The organism is Nocardia sp. CA-151230, assembly GCF_050942175.1.
Classification (GTDB): Bacteria; Actinomycetota; Actinomycetes; order Mycobacteriales; family Mycobacteriaceae; genus Nocardia.
This window is the reverse complement of record NZ_CP192061.1, coordinates 2,119,981-2,146,979: the sequence shown is the minus strand read 5'-3', so window position 1 is coordinate 2,146,979 and position 26,999 is coordinate 2,119,981. Positions and strand designations below refer to the sequence as shown.

The 26,999-nt window shown below is 68.5% G+C and carries 26 protein-coding genes and 1 pseudogene; 16 read left to right on the top strand and 11 right to left on the bottom strand.

Features of this window, described 5'->3' with window-relative positions:
- Window positions 1–4 precede the first annotated feature (4 nt).
- From ACQP1O_RS09650 to ACQP1O_RS09630, 5 genes are all read left to right on the top strand, one after another.
- Window positions 5–1,216 (top strand): DUF7373 family lipoprotein, encoded by a 1,212-nt coding sequence (locus ACQP1O_RS09650; RefSeq protein ID WP_433565484.1) that lies wholly within the window; start codon window positions 5–7, stop codon window positions 1,214–1,216.
- A complete protein-coding gene (locus tag ACQP1O_RS09645) occupies window positions 1,213–2,412 on the top strand; it encodes a DUF7373 family lipoprotein (protein WP_433565483.1) in 1,200 nt (399 codons plus the stop codon). Before ACQP1O_RS09650 ends, ACQP1O_RS09645 begins: the two co-directional genes overlap by 4 nt.
- Window positions 2,413–2,487: 75 nt before the next feature.
- Window positions 2,488–3,945, top strand: coding sequence for a serine/threonine-protein kinase (locus ACQP1O_RS09640; protein ID WP_433565482.1), 1,458 nt, complete (start codon window positions 2,488–2,490; stop codon window positions 3,943–3,945).
- Between the two features lie 120 nt (window positions 3,946–4,065).
- A complete protein-coding gene (locus ACQP1O_RS09635; protein WP_433565481.1) occupies window positions 4,066–4,602 on the top strand; it encodes a hypothetical protein in 537 nt (178 codons plus the stop codon).
- Between the two features lie 46 nt (window positions 4,603–4,648).
- The gene (locus ACQP1O_RS09630) at window positions 4,649–4,825 is read left to right on the top strand and encodes a DUF1737 domain-containing protein (RefSeq protein ID WP_433565480.1); all 177 of its coding nucleotides are present in this window, start codon (window positions 4,649–4,651) and stop codon (window positions 4,823–4,825) included.
- Here the strand turns inward: ACQP1O_RS09630 and ACQP1O_RS09625 are convergent.
- Window positions 4,788–5,705, bottom strand: a complete 918-nt coding sequence (locus ACQP1O_RS09625; RefSeq protein ID WP_433565479.1) for a helix-turn-helix domain-containing protein — start codon at window positions 5,703–5,705, stop codon at window positions 4,788–4,790. The two genes, ACQP1O_RS09630 and ACQP1O_RS09625, sit on opposite strands and share 38 nt — an antisense overlap.
- 110 nt (window positions 5,706–5,815) lie before the next feature.
- Here ACQP1O_RS09625 and ACQP1O_RS09620 point away from each other — a divergent pair, with 110 nt between their 5' ends.
- The 5 genes and pseudogenes from ACQP1O_RS09620 (at window position 5,816) to ACQP1O_RS09600 (ending at window position 10,273) form a co-directional block, all read left to right on the top strand.
- On the top strand, window positions 5,816–7,030 hold the full coding sequence (locus ACQP1O_RS09620) for a DUF445 domain-containing protein (protein WP_433565478.1): 1,215 nt from the start codon (window positions 5,816–5,818) through the stop codon (window positions 7,028–7,030).
- Window positions 7,031–7,247: 217 nt separating this feature from the next.
- Window positions 7,248–8,669: a short-chain fatty acyl-CoA regulator family protein gene (locus ACQP1O_RS09615; RefSeq protein ID WP_433565477.1), complete on the top strand. Its 1,422-nt coding sequence runs from the start codon at window positions 7,248–7,250 to the stop codon at window positions 8,667–8,669.
- Window positions 8,670–8,921: pseudogene (locus ACQP1O_RS09610) on the top strand (hypothetical protein); the annotation flags it as partial. It abuts the gene before it with no gap.
- Between the two features lie 322 nt (window positions 8,922–9,243).
- On the top strand, window positions 9,244–9,465 hold the full coding sequence (locus ACQP1O_RS09605) for a DUF397 domain-containing protein (protein WP_379386818.1): 222 nt from the start codon (window positions 9,244–9,246) through the stop codon (window positions 9,463–9,465).
- 103 nt (window positions 9,466–9,568) lie between these two features.
- Window positions 9,569–10,273 (top strand): hypothetical protein, encoded by a 705-nt coding sequence (locus tag ACQP1O_RS09600; RefSeq protein WP_433565476.1) that lies wholly within the window; start codon window positions 9,569–9,571, stop codon window positions 10,271–10,273.
- A 19-nt stretch (window positions 10,274–10,292) separates the two neighbouring features.
- On the opposite strand, the gene recG is transcribed toward ACQP1O_RS09600, so the two are convergent.
- Window positions 10,293–12,563 (bottom strand): ATP-dependent DNA helicase RecG, encoded by a 2,271-nt coding sequence (gene recG / locus ACQP1O_RS09595; RefSeq protein WP_433565475.1) that lies wholly within the window; start codon window positions 12,561–12,563, stop codon window positions 10,293–10,295.
- On the bottom strand, window positions 12,564–14,453 hold the full coding sequence (locus tag ACQP1O_RS09590) for a DAK2 domain-containing protein (protein WP_433565474.1): 1,890 nt from the start codon (window positions 14,451–14,453) through the stop codon (window positions 12,564–12,566).
- A 300-nt stretch (window positions 14,454–14,753) separates the two neighbouring features.
- Between ACQP1O_RS09590 and rpmB the strand changes: the two genes are divergently transcribed.
- Window positions 14,754–14,945: a 50S ribosomal protein L28 gene (rpmB, locus tag ACQP1O_RS09585; RefSeq protein ID WP_011210730.1), complete on the top strand. Its 192-nt coding sequence runs from the start codon at window positions 14,754–14,756 to the stop codon at window positions 14,943–14,945.
- 73 nt (window positions 14,946–15,018) lie between these two features.
- Window positions 15,019–15,555, top strand: coding sequence for an N-acetyltransferase family protein (locus ACQP1O_RS09580; RefSeq protein ID WP_433565473.1), 537 nt, complete (start codon window positions 15,019–15,021; stop codon window positions 15,553–15,555).
- Here the strand turns inward: ACQP1O_RS09580 and ACQP1O_RS09575 are convergent.
- The 3 genes from ACQP1O_RS09575 to ACQP1O_RS09565 are packed head-to-tail and all read right to left on the bottom strand — an operon-like array spanning window position 15,539 to window position 17,493.
- On the bottom strand, window positions 15,539–15,799 hold the full coding sequence (locus tag ACQP1O_RS09575; RefSeq protein ID WP_356997644.1) for a hypothetical protein: 261 nt from the start codon (window positions 15,797–15,799) through the stop codon (window positions 15,539–15,541). The genes ACQP1O_RS09580 and ACQP1O_RS09575 overlap by 17 nt on opposite strands.
- Window positions 15,800–15,832: 33 nt before the next feature.
- Window positions 15,833–16,510: a uracil-DNA glycosylase gene (locus tag ACQP1O_RS09570; RefSeq protein ID WP_354837984.1), complete on the bottom strand. Its 678-nt coding sequence runs from the start codon at window positions 16,508–16,510 to the stop codon at window positions 15,833–15,835.
- 47 nt (window positions 16,511–16,557) lie between these two features.
- The gene (locus ACQP1O_RS09565) at window positions 16,558–17,493 is read right to left on the bottom strand and encodes a thiamine-phosphate kinase (RefSeq protein ID WP_433565472.1); all 936 of its coding nucleotides are present in this window, start codon (window positions 17,491–17,493) and stop codon (window positions 16,558–16,560) included.
- Between the two features lie 171 nt (window positions 17,494–17,664).
- Between ACQP1O_RS09565 and ACQP1O_RS09560 the strand changes: the two genes are divergently transcribed.
- The gene (locus ACQP1O_RS09560; RefSeq protein ID WP_433565471.1) at window positions 17,665–18,513 is read left to right on the top strand and encodes a DUF3515 domain-containing protein; all 849 of its coding nucleotides are present in this window, start codon (window positions 17,665–17,667) and stop codon (window positions 18,511–18,513) included.
- A gap of 48 nt (window positions 18,514–18,561) precedes the next feature.
- Here ACQP1O_RS09560 and ACQP1O_RS09555 read toward each other — a convergent pair whose 3' ends face one another.
- The 3 genes from ACQP1O_RS09555 to ACQP1O_RS09545 all read right to left on the bottom strand — a co-directional run bounded on the left by ACQP1O_RS09555 (window position 18,562) and on the right by ACQP1O_RS09545 (window position 21,126).
- On the bottom strand, window positions 18,562–18,861 hold the full coding sequence (locus ACQP1O_RS09555; RefSeq protein WP_433565470.1) for a DUF6191 domain-containing protein: 300 nt from the start codon (window positions 18,859–18,861) through the stop codon (window positions 18,562–18,564).
- 107 nt (window positions 18,862–18,968) lie between these two features.
- Window positions 18,969–20,066 carry a D-alanine--D-alanine ligase family protein gene (locus ACQP1O_RS09550; protein ID WP_433565469.1) on the bottom strand — a complete coding sequence of 366 codons (1,098 nt, stop codon included), beginning with the start codon at window positions 20,064–20,066 and terminating at the stop codon, window positions 18,969–18,971.
- A 64-nt stretch (window positions 20,067–20,130) separates the two neighbouring features.
- Window positions 20,131–21,126, bottom strand: a complete 996-nt coding sequence (locus ACQP1O_RS09545; RefSeq protein ID WP_433565468.1) for an NAD(P)H-dependent glycerol-3-phosphate dehydrogenase — start codon at window positions 21,124–21,126, stop codon at window positions 20,131–20,133.
- Window positions 21,127–21,360: 234 nt separating this feature from the next.
- Between ACQP1O_RS09545 and cofC the strand changes: the two genes are divergently transcribed.
- The 3 genes from cofC (at window position 21,361) to ACQP1O_RS09530 (ending at window position 25,285) form a co-directional block, all read left to right on the top strand.
- Complete coding sequence (gene cofC / locus ACQP1O_RS09540; RefSeq protein WP_433567631.1) at window positions 21,361–22,062, top strand: 2-phospho-L-lactate guanylyltransferase; 702 nt, start codon at window positions 21,361–21,363, stop codon at window positions 22,060–22,062.
- 62 nt (window positions 22,063–22,124) lie between these two features.
- Complete coding sequence (locus tag ACQP1O_RS09535) at window positions 22,125–24,329, top strand: RNA degradosome polyphosphate kinase (RefSeq protein ID WP_433565467.1); 2,205 nt, start codon at window positions 22,125–22,127, stop codon at window positions 24,327–24,329.
- A complete protein-coding gene (locus ACQP1O_RS09530; RefSeq protein WP_433565466.1) occupies window positions 24,326–25,285 on the top strand; it encodes an NUDIX hydrolase in 960 nt (319 codons plus the stop codon). The genes ACQP1O_RS09535 and ACQP1O_RS09530 overlap by 4 nt, the downstream gene beginning before the upstream one ends.
- Window positions 25,286–25,563: 278 nt before the next feature.
- Here the strand turns inward: ACQP1O_RS09530 and ACQP1O_RS09525 are convergent, their stop codons facing one another.
- Window positions 25,564–26,199 carry an HU family DNA-binding protein gene (locus ACQP1O_RS09525; RefSeq protein WP_433565465.1) on the bottom strand — a complete coding sequence of 212 codons (636 nt, stop codon included), beginning with the start codon at window positions 26,197–26,199 and terminating at the stop codon, window positions 25,564–25,566.
- Window positions 26,200–26,355: 156 nt separating this feature from the next.
- The gene (gene leuD, locus ACQP1O_RS09520) at window positions 26,356–26,964 is read right to left on the bottom strand and encodes a 3-isopropylmalate dehydratase small subunit (protein WP_433565464.1); all 609 of its coding nucleotides are present in this window, start codon (window positions 26,962–26,964) and stop codon (window positions 26,356–26,358) included.
- Between the last annotated feature and the right edge of the window lie 35 nt (window positions 26,965–26,999).

The following is a 26,999-nucleotide window of genomic DNA, read 5'->3' as shown; positions in this document are numbered from 1 at the left end:
GCGAATGGTTCTGACGATCGTGATGGTGGTGACGGCCGTCCTGGCGTTCGGCATCGCGGTGGCGTCGTCGACGGTTCCGGGTCGCCCGATCCCCGGCATGACACCGGCGGACTTCTCGAAACTCATTGTCGGACCGTATCCTTCGGCCCCGATCGAGTACGCCCCGGCGTACTCGGTCGCCACCGACGCGTACCAGATCGAGTCGCGCCGCATGATGACCTATCTGGTCGGTCCGGACGAAATCGATCCCGACGTCACGTATCTGGGCGGGGCCCGGGTGCTGGACACTTCCGACGCGAACTTCGACGACGCCGACGGCCCCTTCCCCAAGGCATGGCAGGCGGTCGCCCAGAGCAATCGAATGATCGCGGGCGCGTACATCTGGCGCAACAACACCAGTGTCCGGGCACGCAAGCACATCACGCTGGCGGTCATGCGGTTTCCGACCGAGCCGGCCGCCCGGGCCGCGATCGACGGGTTCGCCGATGCGCTGGCCGCCCCTGGGCTGCACCCGATTCCGATCGACGGCGTCGACGCGCGGGCCTCGTCGATCAGCGATGCCAAGGGCCAGGTCTTCGCGGTGCACGGCGTGTACGCGATCGTCGGCCACGCCGTGATCCCGCAGGCCGATCCGGCCGCGCTGGGGGTGCGACTGCGGGCCATGGTGCAGGCCCAGCTCGCCCGGATGTCCGATCTGACGCCGACGCCGCTGGAGGACCTCCCCGATCTGCCGATCAACCCCGGCAACATCCTGGGACTGACGCTGCCGAACAAGTACGACACCTCCGACGCCGACCAGTTCGGATGGAATTACGGCGGGGTCTACACCCCGGCGGCCGCCCTGCACTACGAACGCGACGGCGCCGCCGCCCGCAAGGCATTCGCCGCGGCCGGGGTGGATCTGGTCGCCCGCAATGCCGCGACCGTCTACCGCACCCGGGACCTGGCGGCCGCCTTCGGTTTACAGGCCGCGCTCACCACCCTGGGCCGCGACGACGACGAATTCCCCAATCCGCCCGGCATCACCGACGCGCACTGCATCCAGCTCGATGAACCCGAGCCGATTCGCCAGTACACCTACATCTGCGCGGTCGTGTACGGCCGGTATGTCGCGGTGATCGGGGCGGAGGCGCGGTTCAGCGGCGGCGCACCGGCCTCGTTCCCGCAACGGGTGTCGGCGCAGTATTCGATGCTGGCCAAGAGCGGACAGTCATGACCACCGCGCGCACCAGCACTCTGCCCGGCCGCCTGGCCCTGCTGGCGTTGGCGGCCGTCCTCGTGGCGTCGTGCGGCTCGGACCATCGTGATCCCGCGGCACCCGCCTCGAAGGCCGCGATCGTCGATGCTTCCCAACTGGATCCGGGCAACTACCCGGTCGTACCGCGCACGATCACCAGCCAGAAGCCCGACATCACGGTGGGCGATCTGCTGCAGGAGTCGATCCGGATGGCCGAGCACGTGCCGCTGGCGCTGGATATCGACAACCGCCTGGTGTTCAACAATTCCGCACACGCGATCACGGCGGACTACCCGCCGATCAGCGTCGACAATTTCAATGACAAAGCGCCGGGCCTGATCTCGGGCTGGGAGTCGGGCGGGCGGCATCGGTCCGACACCACGCTCGGGCTGAACGTGGACATCACGGTGCTGCGGTTCGCGAAGCCCGAGCAGGCGGCTGCGGCCGGGAATTTCCTTGTCGGACTGGCCAGTCCGGATAATCCGGACAAGGGGCCGCTACAGCTTCCCGGGTACCCCACCGCCAAGGCGGCGCTGACCTCGCTCGAATGGGTGAAGGCCACCTACGTGCAGGACGACTACCTCTACTGGCTCTATATCGAGGACGACCTCACGGTGCCCGACGGTCCGGAGGCGCTGCTGGACACGGCGAAACTGGTGCTGGACAAGACGATCGAGGCCATGCGGGACTACCGGCCCACCCCGCTGGATCAGCTCGCCGGACTGGCCGCCGATCCCGAGGATCTGCTCGGCCGCACCCTGCCGCCGGGCAAAGGCCAGATCTGGGCGACCGAGGGACTGTACGGTCCCCACGCCGCCCTGACCCTCGACGATCGGCCGGCGGCCACCCGGCGCGCCTTCGACGAGGCCGGGGTGGACCTGGTGGCACATGCGCTCTCCGGCGTCTACCGGGCCCGGGACGCGGCCGGCGCGCAACGGCTCACCGGCGCCTTCGTAGACGAGCTGGGCGACCGGTACAAGCCCATCGACCCGCCGCCCGGCCTGGCGACCGCCCGGTGCCTGCAGCTGAAGGACGAGAAGAACGCCGCCGGAGCGAAATTCATGTGCTATCTGCCCTACGACCACTTTGTCGCCGAGGTGTTCGCCGACCAGTCCCAGGATCTGCGCCAACGACTTTCGGCACAGTACGAGCTACTGGCCTACGGGCACATCTGATGCCGGGCCGGGTGTGACGATCGTTGCTACATTCGTTGCATGTAGGGATCCCGGCAGTGCTGAGGGAGGATGTCCATGCCGTTGCGGCCCGGCACGATCGTGGGCGGCCACCGGGTGATCCGAGTGCTCGGCAGTGGCGGGATGGGCACCGTGTATCTGGTGCAGGATCCGATGTTCCCGCGGCGGCTCGACGCGTTGAAGGTGCTCAGCGCCGATCTGTCCCACGACGAGCACTACCGGGCGCGGTTCGAGCGCGAGGCGAATCTCGCGGCGGAACTGGATCATCCGAATATCGTCACGGTCTATGCGCGCGGCGAGGAGGACGGCCGGCTGTGGATCGCCATGCAGTACGTGCCCGGCACCGACGCCGCCGTGGAATTGAAGAAGAACCCCGCCGGCATGACACCGCAGCGGGCGCTGCGCATCATCACCGAGGTCGGCAAGGCCCTCGACCACGCGCACCGGCGCGGGCTGCTGCACCGGGATGTGAAGCCCGCGAACTTCCTGCTCTCGCCGGGTGAACCGGACGACGAGCCCGGCAGCGAGGAGCGGGTGCTGCTCACCGATTTCGGTGTGGCCAAATCGATCACCGACGGCCGCGAGCTCACCGCCACCGACAGCCTGATGGCGACGCTGGCCTACGCGCCGCCCGAACGCCTGGTCGCCGGGCCGCTCGACCATCGCGGCGACATCTACAGCCTGGGCTGCGCGTTCGTGAAACTGCTCACCGGCCGCACCCCGTTCCCGGTGACCTCGCTGGCCCAGGCCACCCTGGGTCACCTCCAGGAGCCGCCGCCCGCGCTGAGCCCGCTGCGCCCGGATCTGCCGCCGGCGCTGGACGCGGTCATCGCCAAGGTGCTGGCCAAGGATCCGGACCACCGCTACGCCACCTGCCACGACTTCACCCGTGACGCGGCGCTGGCACTGCAGGGCCGGATGCCGTCCGCCGCATCGGTCGTCGCCGAGCCGCGCCGACGGCGGTGGCTCGCTTCGGCCATCGCGGCAATCGTTGTGCTACTCGGTATTTCGGTCATCACCGCCTTCGTGGCCACCGACCACGAGTCCGGCGGCTCGACCGGCGCGACCCCCACCGTGCACACCGATGCGCTGGATCAGGTTCGCTCCGCCCATCCCACCTTCCAGAACAAGACCGTCGCCGCGTTCAACTTCGGCGACGGCAGCCTCTCCGCTGACCTGGACACCAGCGATCAGGCGAAGTTCCTGGTGGACATCGGCTTTCGCTACAGCACCGACTACCGCGCCCAGCCCGACGAGGCGTCGCCGCGCCCACTGTCGCCCTCCGACGTCTCGATCCCCGACGTCGACATCGTGATCGTCGTGCGCACCGACCGGCAGGCGGGCAACGGCGGCCTGCGCGGCCTGCCCAGCAGCTTCCTCTCCTCCAGCCTCTCCCACGCCAGGCTGGTGATCGTCGACGATCCCGCCACCGTCCAGTCCTTCCAGACCTGGACCGACCGCTCCCCCGACGTTCTGGTCCAGAAGGTCGTGCCCGCAATCGTGAAGGTGCTCTGAGCCGACCCGCGCCGAAACCGGTTCTGCCACAGGGGTGAAAGGGCGGCCCGGCGCAGTTGCGCCACGGCGGTTGGCCGGACACTTCGGTCCTGTTAGGCTCCGCCGGAACAGGAGGTCGAGGTGATCGGAAAGCAGTGGGGGCTCCGATGCCTGCTGATCGTGGCCGTGCTGGCGCTCACGGGATGCGGGTCGCCCCCCACATCCCAAACAAGCTCCAGCGCAACGACTTCCGCGCGCTCGAATCGGGACCTGTGCACGCGGATGACCGACTTCTTCCACAACACGCTCGGTGTTCCCGAGGCACAGGTGGCCGAACTCAGCCAGGGCACGATCGACGCGACGATCGCCACGACCGGATCCTGCTATCTGAACCTGCAGCGACGCGCCCCCTACGTGGCCTGGTTGACGGTGCGCAATATGCGCAAGCCCGACCACACCGACCCGACCGGTGACCGCTACCAGCGCCTGGACGGCTTCGGCGAGGACGTCTGGCGGACCCCCGACGACAGCTACCTGACCCGGGTCGGCACCTGGGAGGGCATGCTCGCCATCGACGACAAGATCGCCACGACGAGTTCGGTGCCGCTGCGGATGACGGATCAGAAGGTGCAGGACACCATCCAGTTCCTCATCGCGATCACCCGCGAGATGCAGTGAGTGCCCGATCGTCGGGTCATCGCGCCGGCCGCCCTGGGCTGACGCCATGACCGAGCAATCGCGACTGCGCTACCGACTGATCACCGGGCCCGACGACGCGACCTTCTGCGAGCGGATCAGTGCACTGCTGGACGAGGGTTACCGGCTGCACGGCTCGCCCGCGGTGACGTTCGACGGCACTTCCGTCATCGCCGCGCAGGCGGTGGTGTGGGGCGAGAGCTGACGGACTCCAGTCCGTCGCCGATGCGGCGCGCGGCGGCGGACAACTCCGTGAGGTAGTGGCGGCGTTCGGCGCGGGTGACGTCCTCGCGCAGGGGGCCGATCTGCAATTCCATGACCGCCCGGCCACGGGTATCGAAGACCGGGGCGCTCATATAGCTCAGCGGCAGTGTGACGTCGCTGTCGAATGTCTGTTGGTCGTAGGCGCTTCCGCCGAAGGTCGCCAGCTGCGCCAGCACCTTTCCCCGCAGGTCCTTGCTCCCCGGATGTTCGGCGAGGTGGTCGGCGACCTCGGAGAGCACCCGGACACCGGGCAGGCTGTCGGCTTCCAGCCGCCAGGCGCAGTAGCCGGCGGTCCGCAGGGTGTCGAGGACGGCGCGATATTCGTCACGCCGCTCGGTCCCTCGGGTGTCGAGCCAATCCCGTTGGCGGGCCGCGCCGGTGTGGGCGATGATCGCGGCCCCGGCCGGCGCGAGCAGTGGAATCCGCACCCCCGACTCCATTCCCACGGTGAGGCGGTCGCGGGTGACGGCGACGAACTTCAGGTGACCCCCGCTGAGCGCGGTCAGCGCCGCGCCGCAGTCGACGCGATCGGCCAGCCGCGCCAATTCCCGGTCCAGCCAGGCGCGATCCTGCTGGCCCGCGGCGGCCCGCGCCCCGACGGCGGCGAGCCGCACGCCGAGTTCATAGCTCAGATCGGGGAGCCGGCGTACCCAGCCGCGTTCGGCCAGTGCGGCCAGGATCGCTCCGGTGGTGGAGCGGTTCAGGTCCAGGCTGTCGGCGATCTCGGCCGAGGTGAGCGAGTCACGTTGCGCGGCGAGCAATTCCACGATGGAGATCACGCGCTGGGTGGGCGGTGAGCTCTCGGTCTTGCCAGTGGGCACGCGGGTCTCCTAGCCTGAGCCGCGGCACAAATAGCCGCACGGCTGAATACGAATAATTGCACCGAGGAGCAGGGCATGGCAACCACTGGGACACAGGGGCCGATCGGGTCGTGATCGCGGATTTCGCCGACCACTGGCTGCTGTACTGCTCCATCCCGCTCGTCGCCGCCCTCATCGGCTGGGTGACCAAGATCGTCGCCGTGCAGATGCTGATGTATCCGCTCGAATTCAAGGGCATCCCACCGTGGCTGGGCTGGCAGGGCGTCATTCCACGCTCCGCGCCGCGCATGGCCACCATCGCGGTGGACCTCATGTTCGGCAAGCTCATCGATCCGCAGGACATCATCGCCCGCATCGATGTCGCCGAGCTGACCACGCGGCTGCGCGAACCCCTCGACGCCGGTGTCGATTACATGGTCCGCGCCATGATGATGAAGCATCAGCCCCGGCTCTGGGTGAACATGCCCGATGCCGCCCAGCGCGCCATCATCGAACGCGCGCAACGGGATCTGCCGCAGCTGATCGAGGACATCGTCTACGACCTGCGCACCAATATCGACCAGGTGATGGATCTGCGCGGCATGGCCATCAGCGCGCTGGTGGACGACAAGTCGCTGCTGGTGGAGATGGTGCGCCGGGTGGGCCGCAACGAGCTGCGCTTCATCGTGCGCTCGGGCCTGATCTTCGGCACGGTGCTGGGCTTCGTGCAGATGATCACCTGGGCGCTCACCCACTCCCCGCTGCTCATGCCCGCCTTCGGCGGCTTCACCGGGTTGATCACCGACTGGCTGGCGCTGCAGATGATCTTCCGTCCGATCCGTCCGGTCGGTATCGGACCGTTCAAGTGGCAGGGCCTGTTCCACAAGCGCCGGGAGCAGGTCTGCACCGACTACGGCGATCTCATCGCCACCGAGATCCTCACCCCCGCACGCATTCTCGAGGCCGTCCTCAATGGCGAGCGTGCCGACCGGTTGGCATCTCTACTGAGCCGGCACGTCAGCGAGTTCCTCGAACTGCAGACCGGCCCGGCCCGCCCGCTCATGATGATGGTCGCGCGCGACAGCTACACCGCCCTGGAACGCGATGCGGTCACCTTCGTGCTCGATCACGTCAAGGCCGCCGCGCACTCCGGTTTCGATCAGCACGCCATGGAGGCCCTGGATGTGCGCAACCTCGTCATCGAGAAGACGAAGCAACTCACCGACGACGAGTACGAGGGTCTGCTGCGACCGGCGTTCAAACAAGACGAATGGAAGCTGGTGGCCATCGGCGCGGTGCTCGGGTTTCTGGTCGGCGAACTCCAGGTTCACCTGATTTTGGGGTGAGCCCGCTGATTTCGGCATACATTCCGGACCTCGTTCACCCTCGGCGGCGTCGGGTTGGTCGTACGATGGGGACTCGCGCGCAAAACCACACGTAGCACCGAATTCGCATGCTACGCAGGTCGTCCGCCATGGCGAAGTGCCACGCAGAGTCGGCGAAGTTGCGGCGAGTCTCCTCAAATTGCGATGTTTGCGAAGCCGAATCGGTACCATCCTGCACGTGCGCAAGATGTATGCGGGCGCCCGACTACGGCGGTTGCGCGAGGAACGGCGGATGACCCAGGCGGCCTTGGCCAAATCCCTGGACCTGTCTCCCAGCTACCTCAACCAGCTCGAGCGTGATCAGCGGCCGCTCACCATTCCCGTGCTGCTGAAACTGAACTCCACCTTCGACCTCGATGTGCAGTTCTTCGCCGCGGATTCCGACGCGCGGCTGGTCTCGGACCTGCACGAGATCCTGGTGGAGGCCGCCGGCGGCAATGCCGCGCCGGTGGCCGAGGTCGAGGACCTGGCCACCCGCATGCCCGAGGTCGCGAAAATCGTTGTGGCCATGCACCGCCGACTACGTGCCGCGACCGACCAGTTGGACCTCTTGTCCTCCAAGGTGGCCACCCCCACCGGCGCGCCCGGCGTCCCCATGCCCTACGAGGACGTGCGCGACTTCTTCTACGATCACCACAATCACATCGCCCAGCTGGATCTCGCGGCCGAGCGGCTGTTCGAGGAGAGCGGGCTCACCATCGGCTCCCTCGACCGGCAGCTGGCCCGGGTCGCCGAGGAACGCGCCGGGGTCACCGTCCTGGTCCGCGGCGACGGCGCCGATCCGAACATCCCCAAGCGCCACTACGAGCCCGAGACCCGCACCCTCACCCTGGCCCGGCGGCTGCGGCCCGGGCAGCGCGCCTTCCAGATCGCCACCACCCTGGCCTTCCTGCTGCACGGCGGCCTGCTCGACGAGGTTCTCGACGAAAGTCCCGCGCTCACCGGCGAATCCCGCACCCTGGCCCGGATCGGGCTGGCCAACTACTTCGCCGGCGCGCTCGTCCTGCCGTACAGCAAGTTCCTGCGCTCGGCCGAGGAGCTGCACTACGACATCGACCTGCTGAGCCTGCGCTTCGAGGTCGGCTTCGAAACCGTCTGCCATCGGCTCAGCACCCTGCAGCGGCAGGGCCAGCGCGGGGTGCCGTTCTTCCTGATCCGCACCGATCGCGCGGGCAATATCTCGAAACGCCAGTCCGCCACCGCCTTCCACTTCTCCCGGGTGGGTGGCAGCTGCCCGCTGTGGGTGGTGCACGAGGCGTTCAACCATCCCGGCCGCATGCTGTCCCAGATCGCCGCCATGCCCGACGGGCGGCGCTATCTGTGGGTGGCCCGCACCACCGCGCCCACTCCGACCGGATTCGGCACGGCCGGAAAGGAATTCGCCATCGGGCTGGGTTGCGACATCGAATACGCCGACCGGCTGGTGTATTCGCGCAGCCTGGAGCTGGACGATCCGGCCGCGGCCGCGCCCATCGGCGCGGGCTGCAAGGTGTGCGAGCGCCCCGGCTGCGCCCAGCGCGCCTTTCCGCAGATCGGACGGCCGCTGGCGATCAGCGAGCACACCAGTTCGGATCTGCCGTATCCCCGTATGCCCCGCTGAGATTCCAGGTCGCCAGCGGCCGGCAATACCGAGGTGGTCAGAGCCAAGATGCGCACTATCGATCAGCTGGGCATCAACGAGGACATCGAGGACATCCTCATCACCCTCAGCGGCCAGCACCACGTCATCCGGCCGATGACCGGCCGTAAATCCAAGGGCCTGTTCCTCTATCTCGCGCTGGACCGCGGCCGCGCCAACCCGGCCATGGCCCGCCACCGCCTCGAGGGCATCGAGGAGGACGTCGAAGTGTGAGAAACCGCCCGGCAGCATCCCTGTTCGCCAGTACGGACGGCATCGCCGAATTCCGTGCGGGCGAACGTGTCCGTGCCCGTAGTGAGCCTTCGATCTTGAATCCCCATGACGGGTCACCGATTTGCAATCGATCGGGCGCGCACCCAGCGGCTACCCGGTAGTGTGAACAGCGTCGAACAATCGGTCATCCGGCCGTCTCCGGAGCCGTGTTCGCATTCGTTCAGCCGATGCCAGACGGCGCTGTCCCGCATCGTGGACCCCGGCTGCTCTTCCTCGCCTCGCGTCCGACCCGACCTGTGAAAGGACGAAAGGAACCGCCCCCATGATCACCCAGGCAGATCTGCCCGCAGGACTTCAACTGCGGACGAGCGCGGCCGGCGGCCCCCACGGCAGCTGCGTCCAGGTCGGCTACTGGCCCGGCCGCGGCATCGTGGTCGCCCACAGCAAGGAAGGCAGCAACGGCGCGGTGCTGCTCTTCACGGTCCGGGAGTGGGAAGCCTTCATCCAGGGCGTGAAGGCCGACGAATTCCCGGCCGCCGGCTGACTTTCCGGACGCGCCGCACCCACCTGTCCGCCATCGGTACTCGAGACCGGCCGGTCCCGCGGAATGCGACGGCGGGGGTGGGGACGGGTTAGGTTCGGTGGCTGTGGCGTTCGAATACCGGGTTGGCGACATCCTCGAGCTGTCCTGTCCGTTCACCGAGGCGCGGGTATCCGAGGTGACGGCGGACGAAGTCCTCGTCGAATGGCCGTGGTGGGCCGTGGATCCGGCGAGTGACGGACTGCGGTGGAACGGTGTGGTGGCGGTGGCGGCCGGACCGGCCACGCCCGGGTGGGAACGGGAAGTGTTCCGGATTCAGCCCGCGGCCGCAGAACTCACCGCCGAGGCCGGCTGCCGCATCGGGATTCCGCTGACCGTCGTCCACGTCGTCGCCGTGCGGCACTTCGATCCGCCGCGCGTGACAGGGTGGCTGCCGCGGCCACGGAGGGAGGTCGTCTACCTGCGCGCGGGACAGTCCTTCGATCCGGAGCTCGACGATCAGGGCGCCGCGTTCGACCCCGAGGACGACATCCCCCGGCGCGTCGAATTACGGTTCCGCCCCTACGCATTCCTGGAGATCGGCGACGAGGTCGCCGACGCCGGCGGGCGCGCGTGGCGCTTCGGCGGACCCTGGACCTGGCAGCCGTTCGACGGGGCCGAACCCGGTCGGCCCACCTGGCCGCTGCTGCTGCTCACCCGCGACGGCGACAGCGATGACGCGGCCGCGGTCGACGTCACCGAGGCCACGCTCACGGGTTCGCACGACGAAGAACTCGCCCGGTGGAACGAACTGGCGCAGCTGACCCCGTAGCCCACGGACGGCTGAGCCGTCAGGACTTGGCCAGATACTCCAGGCGTTCGGCGGCCACGGCCGCGCGCATCATGCTCGCCAGGCCGGGATGGTTCCGCAGACCCGGGTCGGACTCGACGATCTCGCGCGCCAGCTGCTGTGCGGCCGTGATGACTTCGAGGTCGTCGAGCAGCGACAGCAGGCGCAGGCTGCGGGCCGTGCCCGACTGCGCCGAGCCCAGCACATCGCCCTCGCGGCGCTGCCGCAGATCCAGCACCGCCAGTTCGAAACCGTCGGTGGTGCCCGCGACCGCCTCCAACCGGGCCATGGCCGTTCCCATCGGATTTGTCTCGGTGATGAGCAGGCACAGGCCCGCATGCTTGCCCCGGCCGACGCGGCCGCGCAGCTGATGCAGCTGGCTCACGCCGAAACGATCCGCGTCCACGATCACCATGACCGTGGCATTCGGGACGTCGACACCCACCTCGACCACCGTGGTGCACACCAGCACATCGATCTCGGCATCATTGAAGGCCCGCATGACGCGGTCCTTCTCATCGGCCGGCAGCCGACCGTGCAGCAGGCCCACCCGCAGATCCTTGAAGGCCCCGGAGCCGAGCATCTCGTACATGTCGACCGCCGAGTGGGTAGTGGGCCCCTCCTTCTCCTCCTCGGCTTTCGCCTTGCGGCCCTTGGCCTTTCCGTTCTCCTCTTCGTCGCCGATGCGCGAGCACACCACATAGGCCTGACGCCCCTGCGCCACCTCCTCGCCGATGCGCTCCCAGGCCCGATCCACCCACGCCGGTTTCACCTTGGCGGGAACGACTTTCGAAGTGATGGGGGAGCGGCCGCGCGGAAGCTGGGTCAGCACAGAGGTTTCCAGATCGCCCAGCGTGGTCATGGCGATGGTGCGCGGAATCGGGGTCGCCGTCATGACCAGCAGGTGCGGGCTGGCAGTGTCCTTGGCCTTGGCGCGCAACGCATCCCGCTGCTCCACGCCGAAGCGGTGCTGCTCGTCGACGACCACCATGCCCAGATCGAAGAACTCCACATTGTCCTGGATCAGGGCGTGCGTGCCGATCACCAGGCCCGCCTCGCCGGTGACCGCGTCCAGCAGGGCCGCCTTCTTCTGGCCCGCCGACATGGAGCCGGTCACCAGCACCACCTTGGTGGCCTGGTCGGCCGCACCCAGCTCCCCCGCGTTACCGAGATCGCCGAGCATCTTCGTCAAGGAGCGATAGTGCTGCGCCGCAAGAACTTCCGTCGGTGCGAGCAGTGCGCACTGCTGGCCGTTGTCCACCACCTGCAGCATGGCGTGCAGAGCGACGATGGTCTTGCCCGAGCCCACCTCACCCTGTAGTAGCCGGTGCATGGGATGGCTGCGCGACAGGTCGGCGGAGATCTCGTCGATGACCGTGCGCTGACCCTCGGTCAGCTCGAACGGCAGCCGCTTGTCGAAGGCGGCCGCGATGCCGTCGGTGCGCGGCGGGCACGACTTGGCCGCCCGGCCCTCCACCTGATGGCGGCGCTCGGCCAGCACCAGCTGCAGGGCCATGGCCTCGTCGAAACGCAAACGGCCGCGGGCGGCTTCGATATCGGCCTTGTGCTCGGGCAGGTGGATCAGGCGCAGCGCGTCGGAGACCGGCAGCAGCGCGTGCTCGGTCCGCAGCGCTTCCGGCAGCGGATCGTCGATGGGGTCGAGCTGGTCGAGCACCTGGCGGATGCAGCGCAGCAGATCCCAGCTCTGCACCTTGGCGGTCGACGGGTACACCGGGATGAACTCGCGCTCGAAGAACGAGACATCCACTCCCCCCGCGCCTTTCGCGCTCTGCGCCAGGCCGCGCAGCGCGCCGCCGCCGCGCACGGTGGTGAGGCTCTCGATCGATCCGTCACCCTTTTCCGGCAGGATCAGATAGTCCGGATGCGAGAGGTTCCAGCGGTCGGGCCGCCACCAGTGCACGGTGCCCGACATCATCGCCCGCACACCCTCTTTCACCAGATAGCGCACCTTGTCGCCATTGAAGAAGGTGATCTCCACCGGGCGCGCGCCGCCGGTGTCCAGGTTCACCTTGAGCAGGCTGCCGCGCCGGTTCTTCATGGGCCGCAGCTCGGTCTTGGTGACCCGGCCCATCACCGTGATGTGCTGGCCCTCCTCGGGCGCCTCCTCGGTGAGCGGCTGCCCCTGGGTGGCGTAGCGCAGCGGATAGTGCCGCAGCAGGTCCTCCACCGTCTGCATGTCGAAGTGCTCCTGCAGCCCCTCGGCCGCCTTCACCCCGAGCACGTGGTCGAGCCGATCCGCCAGTGTCGCCATCTATTCCACCCCGATCTGCACCAGGTCACCGGCCTGCCCGCCCGGGTACACCACCACTTCCACACCCGGGAAACCCGCCGCCACATGCCCGGCCAGATCAGCGGAAAGCCCTTCCGGCGCATCACATCCGATGAGCATGGTCACCAATTCCCCTCCCAGCCCGAGCATCCGGTCCAGCAACGTGCGCCCAGCCGCCCGGACATCCGAATCGATCACCACCACATCGTGGCCCACCAGCCCGAGCCCGTCCCCCGCCTCGCACATCCCCACCATGGTCAGCGCCCGCTCCGGCGCCATTCGCAAAGCCCCCCACCGTGTCCCGGCCGCCGCCTCCGACATGGCGAAGGCGTCGTCGGCCGCGGCCCGCCCCGTATCGTGCATGGCCAGCGCCGCCAGCCCCTGCACCATGGACCCGCACGGCAGCATCAGCACCTCCCGCTGCCCGTCCCGCGCCGCCACACTCACGGCCACCAGCTCGTGCGCGGGCAGTGCCCCGTTCGGCAGCACCAGTACCTCCCGCTGCCGGACCACGCGAATCGCTTCGAGCAGCACGTCCGCCGTCACCTCGCCCTCGAGCACCACGGCGCCCGCGTCCTCGAACAGCCGCACCGCGCCCGCCCCGGCCGCCACCGCCAGAATCGCCCGGTCCGTCCCGCCGTGAGTGTGGGTGGACATGGTCAGCGTCTCGATGCGAATCCCACTCAGCGCCCCCGTCTCGAGCCCGGCCTCGACCGCCGCCCCCGCATCGGCGCAGTGCACGTGCGCGGACCAGGTCTGCGACCCGTCCCCCACGACGACCACCGAATCCCCCAGCGCACCGAGCCGATCCCGTAGGGCGGCGATCCGCTCCTCGTCGGTCGCGCGCACCAGGAACATGACCTCGTAGTGCGGCGCGGCCACCCCCGCCCGGCCGAACGATCCGTTCGTAGCCGAATTCGCTACCGCGACAACCGGATTCGATGCCAATCCGGCAGCTGTCCCCGGCCCCGCGCCCGCAGCGTCCGCGCCGCGTTCGCCCGTGGCGCTCACCCCGTGCAGTTCCGGTGCGCCGCGCCGGTAAGCCGGTCGCGGCGGCGCGCTCCCCCCGGCCGCCGCCACCAATTCGTCCAGCAGTACCAGCAGACCGCGCGCCCCGGCGTCCACCACCCCGGCCTCGCGCAGCACACCCAGTTGGGTGGGCGTCTCCCCCAACGCCTTGGCCGCTCCATCGGCCGCCGCCAGCGCCACCGCGACCAGATCCCGCTCCGGACAGTCGGCCGCCCGTTCGGCGGCTCGGTCCAGCACCGTGAGCATGGTCCCCTCGACCGGCGAACTCAGCGCCTCGCGCACCAGCCGCGCGGCCCGCCGCAACGCAACCCGCAGCGCCTGCTCCGTCAACGGCCCCTCGGTCACCGCATCCGCTATCCCGCGTAGCACCTGCGACAGGATGATCCCCGAATTCCCGCGTGCCCCGATGGTCGCGGCACGCGCCATCGCGGCGCCGACCTCCCGAGCACTCGGCCCACTCGCACGATTCAGTCCCCGGTCCGGGGCCTCCATCGCGGCGGCCGGCGACACCACACCCGATGCGTCGAGACCTTCCGGCTCTCCAGCCGCAGCGACCTGGTCGCGGCTGCTGTCCGTGTGCGGTCCGAGGTCGGCCACGACGGGCAGTCCCGAACCCGTGACGACGGACCCTTCTCCCGCGGCGGTCTCCGCGCCGCGAACGGCTGCCCGCATGGTGCTGAGGAGGTTGGTGCCGGTATCGGAGTCGGCGACGGGGAAGACATTGAGGGCGTTGATCTCGTCCCGGTGGCGTTCCAGGGCGGCGAGGGTGAGCCGGCCCCAGCACAGCAGGGCGGTTCCATCCAGGCCCTCGTGACCGTCGAGCGCGTCCGCTACCCCGGGCACCGTCACCGTCCTCTCACGTCGTGGAATCCCGGCCGCCAGCCTAGTCGGGGCAACCGACACCACGCCGCCACCTGGCATTCGTACGCCGCATACGGAACCGTGCCCGGGGGCTGATTGGACACGCCCGGGCGGGGTTGGCTACTCTTGTGCGGTTGCCTCACGCAGGCACGGTCCTGCCCTCTCAGGTATCGGCCCGCGTTCACCAGCGATTCGCTGGTAGGTACGTCCAAGACATTAGGCTTTCGGACACGCTGTGCACCGTGCAGCGCGTCCCTCTATGACATGAAGGAGCTCGCGACTATGGCTGCCGTCTGTGACGTCTGCGCCAAGGGCCCCGGCTTCGGTAAGTCGGTTTCGCACTCGCACCGGCGCACCAACCGTCGCTGGAACCCGAACATCCAGACCGTTCGCGCCCAGGTTGCCCCCGGCAACACCCGCCGCATGAACGTCTGCACCTCCTGCCTGAAGGCGGGCAAGGTCGTTCGCGGCTGAATCAGCTTTTCCACAGAAGCCCCGGCACCCAGAATTGGGTGATCCGGGGCTTTTGTTTGCAATGGGAGGACGCATGAGCGAATGGCGGGTGGTCCCGCTCGGGGCCGAGCATGCCCACAGTCTCGGCGCCTGCCATGTCGCCTGCTGGCGTGAGGCGTATCGGGGCCTGATCCCCGAGCACGTGCTGGACGCCTTCGATGTGGATCAGCGCGCCGCGGCCTGGGACCGGGTCCGGGTGAAGTATCCGGGGCACGTGTGGGTCGCCGTCGTCGACGACACCGTCGTCGGATTCGCGGCCGCCGGCCCCGCGGCCGAGGAGAACTCGCCCACGCCACGGGAACTCAATGCCCTGTACGTGCGTGCCGCCTACTACGGCACCGGCCTCGCCGACGATCTGATGCGCACGGTGCTGTCGGACGACGCCGACACCTCACTCTGGGTGTTCGAGGAGAACCCGCGCGCGCACGCCTTCTACAAGAAGTACGGCTTCGAACTCGACGGGGAACGCCGAGTCGAAGCCTTCAGTCCCGCAATGCAAGTGCGGATGGTGCGTCGGGCGCCGCGCGACGAGGACCGGCGCCCGACGCCCGGGATCACGCCGCGCCGTTGATGCAGTCCACCTGCTGGCTGATCGACTGCACCACGCACGCCAGGCGCGAGGTCACGTTCGACGACAGGCCGCTCACGCTATTGGTGTCGAGCAGGCTGCCGACCGGGGTGACCGTGGTGGTCTTCGCGTCGGGAACGTACGGGTCCAGCGTCAACGGCTCGGCGTTCGCGGCGGCCGGGGCCGCGGCCAGCGCCGCACCCGCCGCCAGCGCGACGAAAACACCACGGGCAGTCTTCTTCTGCATACACATGCTCCTGAATCAGGTAACGGATCAGCGCTACGGCAGACGCCAGTCCACCGGCGCGGCCCCTAGGGTACCCAGCAATTCGTTGGTTCGGGAGAAAGGCCGAGAACCGAAGAATCCTCGCGAAGCCGACAGCGGTGAGGGATGGGCCGATTCGATGTACGGAGTGCTGCCCAGCATCGGCTTCAACGTCGAGGCGTCGCGGCCCCACAGAATCGCCACCAGCGGCTGGTCCCGGGCCACGAGCGCCCGAATTGCCTGCTCGGTCACCGCTTCCCAGCCCTTGCCGCGATGCGAGGCCGGCTGGCCCGGCTGCACCGTCAGCACTCGGTTCAGCATCAGCACGCCCTGATCGCACCACGGCGACAGATCACCGTTGGACGGCGTCGGGAAGCCGAGATCCTTGGAGTACTCCGAGTAGATGTTCGACAGGCTGCGCGGGATGGGCGAAACATCCGGGGCCACCGAGAAACTCAGCCCCACCGGATGGCCCGGGGTCGGATACGGATCCTGGCCGACGATGAGGACCCGCACCTTGTCGAACGGCCGCTGGAAGGCCCGCAGCACGTTCTCTCCCTTCGGGAGATAGCCACGCCCCTCGGCATTTTCGGTTCGCAGGAATTCACCCATCGCGGCAATGCGGTCGGTCACCGGCTCGAGGGCCTCGGCCCAGCCCGTATCGATGACTTCCGACAGTGGTTTCGCACCCATGTCGGGAAAACTTATCGTGTCGAGTTTCATCTCGGTACCGGACCCGGCTATGCGAAGGATTCCCAACCGGCCGGTCCGGACCGGAGGGCGCCGTCGACAGTGACGCCCGCGCCTGCGCGGACCTGTCCGATGCGCACCCAGCCCTCCGGCAAATCGCCCGAATCGGCGAAAGTCGCTGCGAATGCGTGGTCTTCGCCGCCCGCCAGAATCCAGTCGAGGGGGTTGACGCCCAGCGCCTTCCCCACCGCCTCCAGCCCGGGATCGGCCAGCGCCGCCGCCGCCAGATCGATGGCCACACCGGAGGATTCGGCGATATGCCCGAGATTGGCGAGCAGCCCGTCCGACACATCGGTCAGCGCGGTGATCTCCGCGGTGTCCGGCAACTCCAGCACCGCCTCGTAGAGCGGCTGCGGAACCCGGTGCGCGGCAACAGCTTCCGCGAACTCGGCAGCGTCGACCGCGGCCGTCAGCACCGCCAGCCCCGCGGCCGACCAGCCCAGCCGCCCGGCCACCGCCACCACGTCGCCCGGCCGCGCCCCCGACAGCTTGATGGGCGCGTGGCGTGGATCCCCGAACGCCGTCACCGAAATGATCAGCAGCGGGCTGCGCACCATGTCGCCGCCCGCGATCGAGGCACCGGCCCGGCCGGCCTCGGCCCACAGGCCGTCCGCCAGCGCGCGCACGAATTCGACCGGGGTGTCCGACGGGCAGCCCAGGCCCACCACGAAGGCGCTGGGCACCGCGCCCATGGCGACCACGTCCGCGGCGTTCTGGGCAATGGCCTTGCGGCCGATATCGTGCGCGCTCGACCAGTCGGTGCGGAAGTGCCGGTCCTGGACGAGCATGTCGGTGGTCACCACGAACCGGCCCTCGGGCGCGGCGATCACCGCCGCGTCGTCACCCGGGCCGAGCAGCACCCCCGGCGTCTGCGTCCGCCCCTGGTTCACCAGCGCGATGAGCCCGAATTCCCCGAGCTCGCCCACGGTGCGGGCGGCCGGAACGGACTGCGGCCTGCTGCTGGTGGTGATGGCGGTCTCCTTCGGGACGAGTGTGATGCGGACGCCTGATCGCTCGACGGTACCCTCGAACCCGCAATCGACGACCAGCAGCCGGGACGCGTGCCCGGCACGCCACGATCGGGGACCGACGACCGGATGAGCAACGACACCCGCGGCACCGAACCGGACACCACACCGGAGCGCACCGACGCGACCGAAGCCGACGCGGCGAAGGCCGCCGACGCCACGGCGGCGGAGGCCGCAGACGCCGCGAAGTCGGAGGGCTTGGAGTCGAAGGACCCGAAGTCGAAGGACTCGGACGCCGCCGAGTCGAAGGACTCGGACGCCGCCGAGTCGAAGGACTCGGACGCCGCGGAGTCGAAGGACTCGGACACCGTTGAAGAGGCTGCCGCGAGCCAGGACTCGGACGAGGACTACGAGGTCCGCCGCTCGCCGGCTCTCATCGCCACCGCCGTCGCCCTCCCGGTCGCGCTGGTCGTCGGGCTGCTCGTCATGGGTGTGCTGGCCAACCGTCATCACAGCCGCGACCCGCTGATTCTGGGGGCCGTGCCCGCGCCCACCGCGTCCGGCCCGGAGTGCGCCGCCCTGATGCCCGCGCTGCCCGACAAGATCGGTGACTACACCACCTCCGAGCTGGTGCAGCCCGCACCGCCCGCCACACACGCCTGGCAGCTGCCGGACGGCGGCGACCCCATCGTGGTGCGCTGCGGCCTGGATCGGCCGCTGGAATTCGTCAAGTCCTCGAGCATGAACCAGATCCAGACCAGCAAAGCGGTCAATGGAGACTCGGGCGTCAACTGGTTCGAGGTGCGTGACCAGACCAGCGGTGTCACCTCCGGCACCTACTGGGCGGTGGACCGTGGCGTCTATATCGCGCTGACCATGCCCGACAATGCCGGACCCGCTCCGCTGCAGGACATTTCGGCGGCCATCCAGCAGACGATCCCGCAGAAGCCGATCGACCCGAACCCGATCCCGAACTGACGGCAGCCGGTCCGACAGACATATATCTGTCGGTGCCTGCGCTCTTCGTCAGAGCTTGCGGAGCGTGGCCTTCCCGGCCGTGAGGTCGATCCCCACGCCCTCGTCCCCGTCGCCCGGGTTCTCCCGGTGCATGAGCACCGACTGCCGCTGCTCCATCTCGTGCCGCTTGGCAGAGTTGAATGCCGCGTCGAACTGCTCCAGGCCGATGGCCGCCGCGCTGCGGTCACCGTCCTCGGCCCGCATCCACGGCAGCGCGGTCCGCCCGGTCACCCTGCGGTAGGCCACATCGGCGAAGGCCACCGCGATGATCAGCAGTGCCAGGCCGGGAATCGTCAGAGCCACGATCACCTGATCGAGGCTACGCCCGGCCCGAGGCGGCTGCCGTCGCCCGCAGGTCGCATGCGAACGGCCCGGCTCCTCATCCGAATTGATGAACCGGGCCGCCGCAGATGCGGTCAGCGCAGGCCGGTGCCGCGCGCGCGAGCCGTCTCGATGAGGGTGCTCACCAGCGTCCGATTGTCGATGCCGGTGGCCTCCCACATGCGCGGGTACATGGAGATGGCGGTGAACCCGGGCATGGTGTTGATCTCGTTGATGACCGGCCCGTCGGCGGTCACGAAGAAGTCGACGCGGGCCAGGCCCTGGCAGTCCAGCGCCCGGAAGGCCTGTACCGCCAGCTCCCGGATCTGCTGGGACACATCGTCGTCCAGCTTGGCGGGGACGTCGAACTCGCAGACGTCGTCGAGGTACTTGGTGTCGAAGTCGTAGAAGTCGGGCGCCTCGGCGTCGTCCTCGGGCATCCGGATCTCGGCCACCACACTGGCTTCCACTCGGCCGTCCGGGAATTCCAGGACACCGCACTCGACTTCGCGGCCGACGATGCCGGCCTCCACGATCACCTTCGGGTCGTGGCGGCGCGCGATCTCGATGGCGGCGTCGAGCTCGTCCCAGCTGTCCACCTTGGTGATGCCGATGGACGACCCGCCGCGGGCGGGCTTCACGAAGACCGGCAGCGCCAGGCGGGCCCGGTCGGCGGCGGCGACCGTCGCCACGCCGGGCCGCAGCACCACCTGCACACCGATCGGAAGACCTTCGGCCGCAAGGAGTTTCTTGGTGAACTCCTTGTCCATCCCGGCCGCGCTGGCCAGTACGCCCGGACCCACATAGGGCAGCTCGGCCAGCTCCAGCAGACCCTGCACGGTGCCGTCCTCACCGAAGGCGCCGTGCAGCACCGGGAACACCACATCCACGGCACCCAGCACGGTGTCGGCGCCGTCCAGCGGCACCAGCGCGCCACCGCGCGAGGGATCGGCGGTCAGCGCCAGCGCGGTGCCCTGCTCGTCGACCGCGGGTAGCGCCCGATCCTGCGCGGACAGCGCCCGCGGATCCGCGTCGCCGAGCACCCAGGTGCCGTCGCGCGTGATGCCGATCGGAACCGCCTCGTACCGATCGGGATCGAGGCTCGCCAGCACGGTGCGTGCCGAGACACACGACACCCCGTGCTCGTTGCTGCGGCCACCGAACACCACCGCCACCCTGGTCCTGTTGGTCATGCCCCGAACCGTACCCGGTCGAATATGGCGGCAGTGTTACACGGTCGTCCCGACCAGGGGCAGGTCACTCCGATTTCAGGCGGCGACCCTGCAACTGCCCGACCGCCTCGGCCGCCGACAGCCCCTCGTGGCACACCTGGTGCACGGCATTGGTGAGCGGCATTTCCACCCCGTGCGCCGCGGCCAGCGCCCGCACCGATGTGCAGGACTTCACACCCTCCACGACCTGGCCATGAGTGGCGTCCAGCGCCGTCTCCATGGTGCCGCCCGCACCCAGCGCGTGCCCGAAGGAGCGATTGCGCGACAACGGCGAGGTGCAGGTGGCCACCAGATCGCCGACACCCGCCAGCCCCGCGAAGGTGACCGGCTCCGCGCCCACGGCCACCCCGAGCCGGATGATCTCGGCCAGCCCGCGGGTGATGAGGGTGGCGATCGAGTTGTCACCCAACCCCATCCCCGAGGCGATGCCGCAGGCCAGCGCGATGACGTTCTTGCAGGCGCCGCCGATCTCGCAGCCGATCACGTCGGAATTGGTGTACGGCCGGAAATAGCCGGTGGCACAGGCGTGCTGGACCGCCTCGGCCCGCGCCACGTCCGGGCAGGCCACCACGGTCGCGGCGGGCTGGCCGGCGGCGATCTCGTGCGACAGGTTCGGGCCCGACAGCACCGCGATCCGGTTCGGATCCGCGCCGCTGACCTCCGCCACGACCTGGCTCATCCGCAACAGGGTCCCGGTCTCGATGCCCTTGGCCAGACTCAGCAGCGTGGCATCGGCCGGAATCAGGTCCTTCCAGGCCGTGAGATTGGCACGCAGCGACTGCGAGGGCACCGCCAGCACCACGATGTCGGCACCGTCCAGCGCGAGCGCGGGATCATCGGTCGCGGCCATCGGCGGCAACGCCACATCCGGCAGATACCAGGGATTGCGATGCTCGGTGGCAAGCACTTTGGCCACCTCCGGCCGTCGAGCCCACATGGTGGTCTCGGTTCCCGCCTCCGCCAACACCTTCGCGAACGCGGTCCCCCACGACCCCGCGCCCAACACCGCTGCCCTTACCATCAGACAAATATAATTCGCCCTTCGCTTCGCTCCCGGCAGGGTTCGCGGCCCCGAGGTCTCAATTATTCGCCGTCTCGATTCTTCGCCTCCTCGGCTCCTCCGCTTCGCTCCGTCGCTCCCAGGCGGAGGTCTGTCAAGCCGCGGTACAGAATCGAGACGGCCGCGAACCCTCGGGATTTGTCTCGATCGGTGGTCGGCCACACGGCCGTCATCCAGGAGTGGGAGGATTCGGACATGCGTCCGTCCGTGCACGCGGTCATCGCGGTCAAGAGTCTCGGACTCGCCAAGAGTCGGTTGTCCGATGGGCTGCCCGCGCATCAGCGGCCGCGCCTGGTGCTGGCCATGCTGTCGGACACCGTCACCGCCGCGGCCGCCGCCCGCGGGGTGGCCTCGGTGACGGTGGTGACCCCGGATCCGACGGTCGCCGATCTGGTTCGCGGCCTGGGCGCGACGGTCCATCCCGAACCCGCCTCGATCCCGCCGAACACCAGCGGACTGAACGCCGCCCTGGCCGCGGGCGCGGCCGCGGTGCGGAAGGCCCACGGCCCGGTCGATCTGCTTGCCCTGCAAGCGGATCTGCCCGCGCTGAGCCCGGCCGAACTGTGCGACATGCTGGCGAGCACCGGGCATCAGCGCTCGGTGGTCGCCGATCACGAGGGCAGTGGCACCGTCGCCCTGCTGGTGCGCGGCGGATCCGCCGCGCTGAACCCGCTTTTCGGTCCGGACTCCGCCCGCCGTCACATCGCCGACGGCGCAGTGGAGTTGCTGGGCAAGTGGCCCGGACTACGGCAGGACGTCGACACCGCCGCGGATCTCGAACGCGCCGCCGCGCTCGGGGTCGGGCGAGCCACCCGCACGCTGCTGCGTGAAATCGGCGTGTCGCAGGCGTGTCGAGGAATCGAAGATATCTACCGAGCCGGGTCCTCACTGTGCTGACGCGGCGTGATCTGCGCTGCAATGGACGGTGTCAGTTCGGCACCCCACCCGCGACATAAGGAATGATCGTGAGAGTGAGCGATACGGATACCGTCAAGCAATCGCCGCTACTACCGGCGGCGCCGCCCGCGGCAACCCCACCGCCCACTGTCATAGCGCCGCTCCCGGCGGACCGGTATGTCAATCGGGAACTCAGCTGGCTCGATTTCAACGCCCGCGTCCTCGCCCTCGCCGAGGACCAATCCCAGCCGCTGCTCGAGCGCGCCAAATTCCTCGCCATTTTCGCGTCGAATCTGGACGAGTTCTACATGGTCCGGGTGGCCGGTCTGAAGCGCCGCGCGGAAACCGGACTGTCGGTGCGGTCCGCCGACGGCCTGTCCCCCACCGAGCAGCTCGAGATGATCGCCGTGCGCACCCAGGAGATCGGCGAGCGCCACGCCCGCGTCTTCCTGGACCAGGTGCTGCCCGCGCTGACCGCCGAGGGCATCGCCATCATCCGCTGGGCCGACCTGGAGGACACCGAACGGCAGCGCCTGTCCGGATATTTCCAGGATCAGGTCTTCCCGGTGCTGACCCCACTGGCGGTCGACCCGGCCCACCCGTTCCCCTACATCAGTGGCCTGAGCCTGAATCTCGCCGTGACGGTGAAGGATTCGATCACCGGCGGTGAGCACTTCGCCCGGGTCAAGGTGCCCGACAATGTGGATCGCTTCGTCCGGGTCCGCCGGGTCGCGGCCGGCAATGCCGCCCCGGGCCGTGATTCCGCTGCGGCACAAGGCTCCTCCACGGCCGCCTTCCTCCCCATGGAGGAGCTGATCGCGGCGCACCTGGATCAGCTGTTCCCGGGAATGGAAGTGGTGGAACAGCATTCGTTCCGGATCACCCGCAATGCCGACCTGGAGGTCGAGGAAGACCGCGACGAGGACCTGCTGCAGGCTCTGGAGCGCGAACTCGCCCGCCGCCGCTTCGGATCCCCGGTGCGGCTGGAAGTCTCCGACGACATGACCGAGCACATGCTCGATCTGCTGCTGCGCGAACTCGACGTGGACCCGGCCGACGTCATCCAGGTGCCCGGCCTGCTCGACCTGTCCTGCCTGTGGCAGGTCTACGGTGTGGACCGCCCCAACCTCAAGGACGCCCCCTACGTCCCGGCCACCCCGCCGGCGTTCGGCGAACGTGAAACGCCCCGAAACGTTTTCGCCGCCCTGCGCGAGAGTGACGTGCTGGTGCACCACCCCTACGACTCCTTCTCCACCAGCGTGCAGCGGTTCATCGAGCAGGCCGCCGCCGACCCGCAGGTGCTGGCCATCAAGCAGACCCTGTACCGCACCTCGGGTGACTCCCCCATCGTCAACGCGCTCATAGACGCGGCCGAGGCGGGCAAGCAGGTGGTCGCGCTGGTCGAGATCAAGGCCCGTTTCGACGAGCAGGCCAATATCAAATGGGCGCGGGCGCTGGAGCAGGCCGGCGTGCACGTGGTCTACGGCCTGGTCGGGCTCAAGACCCACTGCAAGACCTGTCTGGTGGTGCGACGCGAGGGTGCCACCATCCGTCGCTACTGCCACATCGGCACCGGTAATTACAATCCCAAGACCGCACGCCTGTACGAGGACGTCGGATTGCTCACGGCCGCACCGGAGATCGGCGCGGACCTCACCGACCTGTTCAACTCGCTGACCGGCTACTCGCGAAAAGCCAACTACCGCAACCTGCTGGTCGCCCCGACCGGCGTGCGCGCCGGCATCATCGAACGCATCGAGCGCGAGGTCGAGCTGGCCGCCCAGGGCGAACAGGCGCGAATCCGACTGAAGGCCAACGCCATCGTCGACGAGCAGATCATCGACGCCCTCTACCGCGCCTCCCAGGCGGGGGTGTCGGTCGACATCGTGGTGCGCGGCATCTGCGGGCTGCGGCCCGGGGTGGCGGGTATGAGCGAGAACATCCGGGTGCGCTCGATTCTCGGCCGCTTCCTGGAACATTCACGTGTTCTGCACTTCCAGGCGCAGAACGAGTACTGGATCGGCAGCGCCGACATGATGCACCGCAACCTGGACCGGCGCGTGGAAGTGCTGGCGCAGGTGAAGGATCCGAAGCTGACCGAGCAACTGGGCCAGGTGTTCGACTCCGCGCTGCACCCGGCCACCCGCTGCTGGGTGCTGCAGGCCGACGGCAGCTGGGCCGCCCAGCCCGGCCCCGATGTCCCCGGCGACCAGATCCGCGATCACCAGGAGCACCTGATGCGGCTGCGACGTCCGGTGCACCAGTGAGCCCCGCCCGCTTCGACCCTGTCACCGATTTCGCCGATCCCCGCGTAGCCGCCAATATTCTGGCGGCCGGCGCGGTGCTGTGGCGGCCGGCGGCGGATGGCGCCCTCGAAATCGCCCTGGTGCACCGGCCCAAATACGACGACTGGTCGTTGCCCAAGGGGAAATTGGATCCCGGCGAGACGCCGGTGGTCACGGCCCTGCGCGAGGTGGCCGAGGAAACGGGCCTGAATTCGCGCCTGGGCCGCTATCTGGGCCACGTGACGTATCCGGTGACCGGGCATCGCAAGCTCAAGCGGGTGGACTACTGGGCCGCCCGGGTCCTGGACGGGGAGTTCGAATCCAATCTCGAGGTCGACGCCCTGGACTGGCGCCGTCTCGACACCGTGATGGACGCCCTGTCCTATCCCATGGACCGCAGCATCGTCCGGAACTTCCTGCGCCAGCCCGCCGAAACCGCCACCCTGCTGCTGGTGCGGCACGCCAAGGCCGGTCGCAGCGACCGTTTCGCCGGTGACGACGATCTGCGGCCGCTCGAAAAGGCCGGTCGCGCACAGGCTCGCGCCCTGGTGGCGAACCTGCTCGCCTTCGGCGCGGCCGAAATCCTCTCCGCCCCACCGGCCCGCTGTGTCCAAACCGTGACCCCGCTGGCGGAAAAGCTGGGCGTGGACGTGGAACTCGAGCCGCTGTTCTCCGAATCCGGTTATGCGGCAGCACCCGATGCCGCCCGCAAACGCGCCCGCGACCTGGTCTCCGCCGACACTGTGCGGGTGATCTCCAGTCAGGGCAAGGTGATTCCGGATCTGCTGGAGTGGTGGGCCACCACCGACGGAATCAGCCTGCCACCGGCCCGCAACCGCAAGGGCAGCGTCTGGGTGCTGTCCTTCCACGACGGCCGGCTGATCGCGGCCGACCATCTCGACCGCGCTCTCACCCCGACCGATCTCCCCCGGGGCTGACGGCTTTCCGGCCCGTCGGCGGGCGTTTTTCCCCGCCGGCCGACGGCCCGGCCCGGCGAGAACCCTTGGAACGCCGCCGTACCGGCCCCTGTCCGGCCGAATCCATCCGGCGCCCTGCCGATTTCCGCCGGGTGTACTGCCGATTCCAGCCCCCGATCGAACCCTCGACCCACCCCCACACAACCCGCCCCCACACATGCGAAACGGCCCGGCGATGCCGGGCCGTTTCACGTGTCGTCCTGCTCGAAAACCCCCGTCAGCGACGGGTTGTGGCCCTGCTACCGGCGAGCGGTGCGCTTTGCCGCGGTCTTCTTGGCGGGAGCCTTCTTGGCCGTCTTCTTGGCAGTGGCCTTCGCAGCGGTGGCCTTGGTGGCCTTCTTGGCGACCGCGGTCTTCTTGGCAACAGTGGCCTTGACCGCAGTCTTCTTCGCGACCGTCTTCTTCGCCGCCACCTTCTTGGCCGTGGCCTTCTTGGCGGGCGCCTTCGAGGCGGCCTTCTTGGCCGTGGTCTTCGCCGGCGCCTTGGTGGCGGCCTTCTTGGCCGTCTTCTTGGCGGTGGTCTTCTTGGCGGTCGCCTTGCCCGAAACCGGGGCGGCCACACCGCGCTTCACGGCCGGGCCGCTCGAAGCGATCTTCTGCTTGCCGGCAATGATCGCCTTGAACTGAGCGCCGGGGCGGAACGCCGGCACCGAAGTCGGCTTCACCTTGACGGTTTCGCCGGTGCGCGGGTTACGAGCGACCCGGGCGGCCCGCTTACGCTGTTCGAAGACACCGAATCCGGTGATGGTGACGCTCTGACCTTTGTTCACAGCACGCACGATCGTGTCGACCATCTGCTCGACTGCAGCGGTAGCGGTGCGCCTGTCAGTACCCAACTTCTCGGTCAGAACATCGATCAGTTCCGCCTTGTTCATTGAATCCTCCGCAGACTAATGGCCCGTCGTCGGACCGACTAGGTACCACGGTAAACCCTTTCCGGGCAAGAGTCTATGTGCCACGCGGAAATACATGACGCATGGCACACGCTCAGCTACCTGGTTTGAGGGGGTTCAGCTAACGCCCATCAATGATTACGTCTGCGAAATACGGGCCGGAATGGTTGCGGGTTTCCAAGTCGGCCTTGCGTTTTCGAACCGGTCGATCTCATCACTGTGCCGCAGAGTGAGGCCGATGTCGTCCAGCCCTTCCAGCAGACGCCACCGGGTGTAGTCGTCAATATCGAACGGCAACACGACCGTTCCGGCCGACACGGTTCGCGCCTCGAGGTCCACCGCCAATTCCAAACCCGGCTGTTCCTCGAGCAACTTCCAGAGCAATTCCACATCGCTCTGCGCCATCCGGGCCGTCAGAAGCCCGTCCTTGCCCGCGTTCCCGCGGAAGATGTCGGCGAAGCGAGACGAGATCACCACCCGGAACCCGTAGTCCTTCAAGGCCCAAACGGCGTGCTCACGTGAGGATCCGGTACCAAAATCCGGACCAGCGACCAGCACACTACCCCGGTTGAAGGGTTCAGTGTTCAGAATGAAGTCCGGATCCGCCCGCCATGCCGCGAACAGGCCGTCCTCGAAACCCGTTCGGGTAACGCGCTTCAGATACACCGCCGGGATGATCTGGTCGGTGTCGACATTGGATCGGCGCAACGGAACGCCGATCCCTTTGTGGACCTTGAAGGCTTCCATCGGTGATTCTCCTGAGTCTGTGGGGGCAGCGGTAT